Below are 2,989 nucleotides of genomic sequence, written 5' to 3' on the forward strand. Positions count from 1 at the left end.
CCCCGCCAGAGCTCCCTGAGCAGAACTACCCGACAAGAGGTCATGACTATGAGTGAGATAACCAACCCTAAGTATTCCAGACCTATAGATGTGCATAGGTGGTCAGATCATGCAGAGGTGAAGGACCTGGTGGATAGGATCTGGGATGGGTTCCTAGGGGAGGCTATAGCTGAAAGGGGACCTGGGCCGAAGCCTAAGTTGGGGTTCAGGAAGCAGCTAAGGGTGGTAATCCTGGACCTGTATGTGGCTTGGTTGGATGATCCTAAGCTGAGTATCGGGGTCTCGATGTCTGTCAATGCATGGGATACGAACTCTCGTTACAATGCCCTGCACATCTCGAAGAAGATCGTCCCGATCATCAAGGAACTGCACAAGGCTGGCCTGATCGACCTGGCCAAGGGTAGCTATGGTGGAGCAGGTGCCAATGGTAACCGGACCACACGGATAAGAGCATCCGAGAAGCTTCAGAGCTGGTTCGCCACGGCCAAGTTCGATCGAGAGGATGTCAGCCGGGCAGAAGGCGAAGAGATCATTGTCCTGAAGGGCGACAACAACAAGCCGATCGAGTACGAGGACACGCCCGAGACCAACCGATGGCGAGAGGAGCTTCAGGCATACAACGACCTGATTGCCAATTCCTTCATCGACATCCCCTCGCTTCAGGAACCTATCCTGGAGATCAGCAAGGAGTTACCGCCGGGGGTAACCGGTGGCATAGATGAAGTCAGGCGTATACGACTAGGGGATGCCAACAACCGGACCCGGCGCATCTTCAGCCGTGGTAGTTGGGACATGCATGGTCGGTTCTATGGCGGATGGTGGCAACAGATCGATAGCGACTGGCGTTCCAGGATCACGATCGACAATGAACCCACAATCGAAGCGGACTTCGAGGGGATGCATGTGGCCATGATTTATGCCGAAGAAGGGCTGGAACTGGGTCATGATCCTTACATGGTTGATGGAAAAACCTTCGCTGATTTGCCTCGAAAACTAGTGCGCAAGTTGGCCAAGCGGTTGGTGCTTACTGCGGTCAACGCAAAGGAAAAATCGTCAGCTTACAAGGCGTTTCGGGAGAGTTTTTCTGCTGGTGATTTAGGCAAGTCATTGAGCAATGAAAAGCTGGACCTTCTCCTGGATGCTATTCTCGACCGGAACCCCTGTCTGGCTGACTACCTGTTCTCGGATCAGGGTATCCGGCTGATGCGGAAAGACAGTGAGATCACCTCCCTGATCCACAACCACTTCACCCAGAAAGGCATCCCGGTTCTGTCTGTCCATGATAGCTATCTTGTCGATTGTCGGCATGTCGGAGAACTCAGGCAGGTCATGCGGGATGCGTCGGAGGAAGTCACGGGTAGGCCACTCCGGTTGTCCTACAACATTCCAGGGCGCGAAGAGTTCGAGGATGTGGATGAGGCAGCGCTGCAGAAGCACGTCCACGACTTGCGCTGGGCGGTTTACGGGAAGGAGCAGAGTGCCTGTGAGGGGTATGTGCAGCGGTTGCTACGGTTCCAGGAAAGGACTGGGAGGGTGATTGGGCCATATGTGAAGTCATTGCCAGAAGAGTGAGGAAGTTTCGGCCCAGAACGGCCATTCGAACCTGACGCGGTTAAGGTCGGTAGCCAGCGCATCTCGGACGTTCACCCAGGGAAGTGCACTACACGGTAGTCGAATAGCACCATACCAACCAGAAGGTGCAAGATCTCTTGAATTCTGCCTCAAGCAGTAGAATATGAAACGCAATCACTCATAATTGTGGAGCAGCTTCCGGCATGCCTGAATTGACTTTGGCAGAGCGTTTAACTCTAACTACGACAAGGATATCAGCCTTCCGAGAGCGTGCTCAAGTGGGGTTCGGAACCGGATTTTTCTTTAATTTCAAGGTTTCGGATGAGCAGCTCGTCCCAGCCATCATTACAAACAAGCATGTCGTAGACGGCTGCGATCAAATCACTGTCGTTTGCCACACCGCAAATGGGTCTGAACCTTCTGGAAAGTTTATCCCCTGCCACTTAGATGCTCGGCCTGGTGCTATACTGGCTCATCCCGATGCGGATGTTGATCTCTGCGCGATACCATTTGGGCCTATTTTGAAGCAAGCTGAGGCCAATGGCACGCCGCTATATTACACTGGCTTAGACTTTGGGATCGTTCCGAAAGACGACGATTGGCAATACTTTGATGCCTTGGAAGAGGTCATAATGATTGGCTGCCCCAGGGGTATATTTGACGACTTCAACAACCTCCCGATAACACGGCGAGGAAATACAGCTTCATCGTTGACCAAGCTATACGGCGGAAAACAGGAGTTCATGGTGGATATGGCCTGCTTTCCAGGCTCGTCTGGTTCGCCAATCTTCGTATATGACCGCAATGGTTACCTCGACCGAAAGACTAATAAATACAATATTGGGGCTAGTAGGGTTCAGTTTGTTGGAATCCTTTATGGTGGCCCGTTAATAACAAACGATGGCAAAATCGTATTACAGCAATATCCTAAAGTTGAAGTTTCGGCCATGATGCACTTGGGGAATGCGATTCGATCTTCGCAACTCCACGGTATCGAGGAACAGGTCTTAGCTCGTTTTTCCGCGGGTGCTCCGAAGGGTGAGGACGTGGGCGAGGTCAGCTTCGATACCTGAACGGCCACGTCCCGCGTCCAGGCCAAGATGCGTGACAATGTGCTGCACGAGTCTGAGCATTGCTGCACCTGCTCTGGGCCGCTTCTGCGTCCAGCTGCCGTTCATGACAATCGCGGCGAAGGTCTGGTTTCCGCCCTTACTCCCATCTTAGGCTTCGGCCCAGGTCCCCTCTCGGCTATGGCCTCCCCTAGGAACCTATCCCAGATCCTATCCACCAGGCCCTTCACCTCTGCATGATCTGACCACCTATGCACATCTATAGGTCTGGAATACCTAGGGTTGGTTATCTCACTCATAATCATGACCTCTTGTCGGGTAGTTCTGCTCAGGGAGCTCTGGCGGGA

2 protein-coding genes are annotated in these 2,989 nt (G+C 52.9%); both read left to right on the top strand.

What is annotated here, in order from left to right:
* Positions 1-222 precede the first annotated feature (222 nt).
* On the top strand, positions 223-1,572 hold the full coding sequence (locus tag MB818_RS21690; protein ID WP_238906498.1) for a hypothetical protein: 1,350 nt from the start codon (positions 223-225) through the stop codon (positions 1,570-1,572).
* A 203-nt stretch (positions 1,573-1,775) separates the two neighbouring features.
* Complete coding sequence (locus MB818_RS21695; RefSeq protein WP_238906500.1) at positions 1,776-2,645, top strand: S1 family peptidase; 870 nt, start codon at positions 1,776-1,778, stop codon at positions 2,643-2,645.
* The last annotated feature ends 344 nt before the right edge of the window (positions 2,646-2,989 follow it).

Origin of the sequence: Ruegeria alba (assembly GCF_022321465.1) — a bacterium.
Taxonomy (GTDB): domain Bacteria; phylum Pseudomonadota; class Alphaproteobacteria; order Rhodobacterales; family Rhodobacteraceae; genus Ruegeria_B; species Ruegeria_B alba.

Excerpts from the sequence above, each read along its gene's own strand:
- MB818_RS21695 (WP_238906500.1), top strand. The coding sequence starts at position 1,776 with ATGCCTGAATTGACTTTGGCAGAGCGTTTAACTCTAACTACGACAAGG.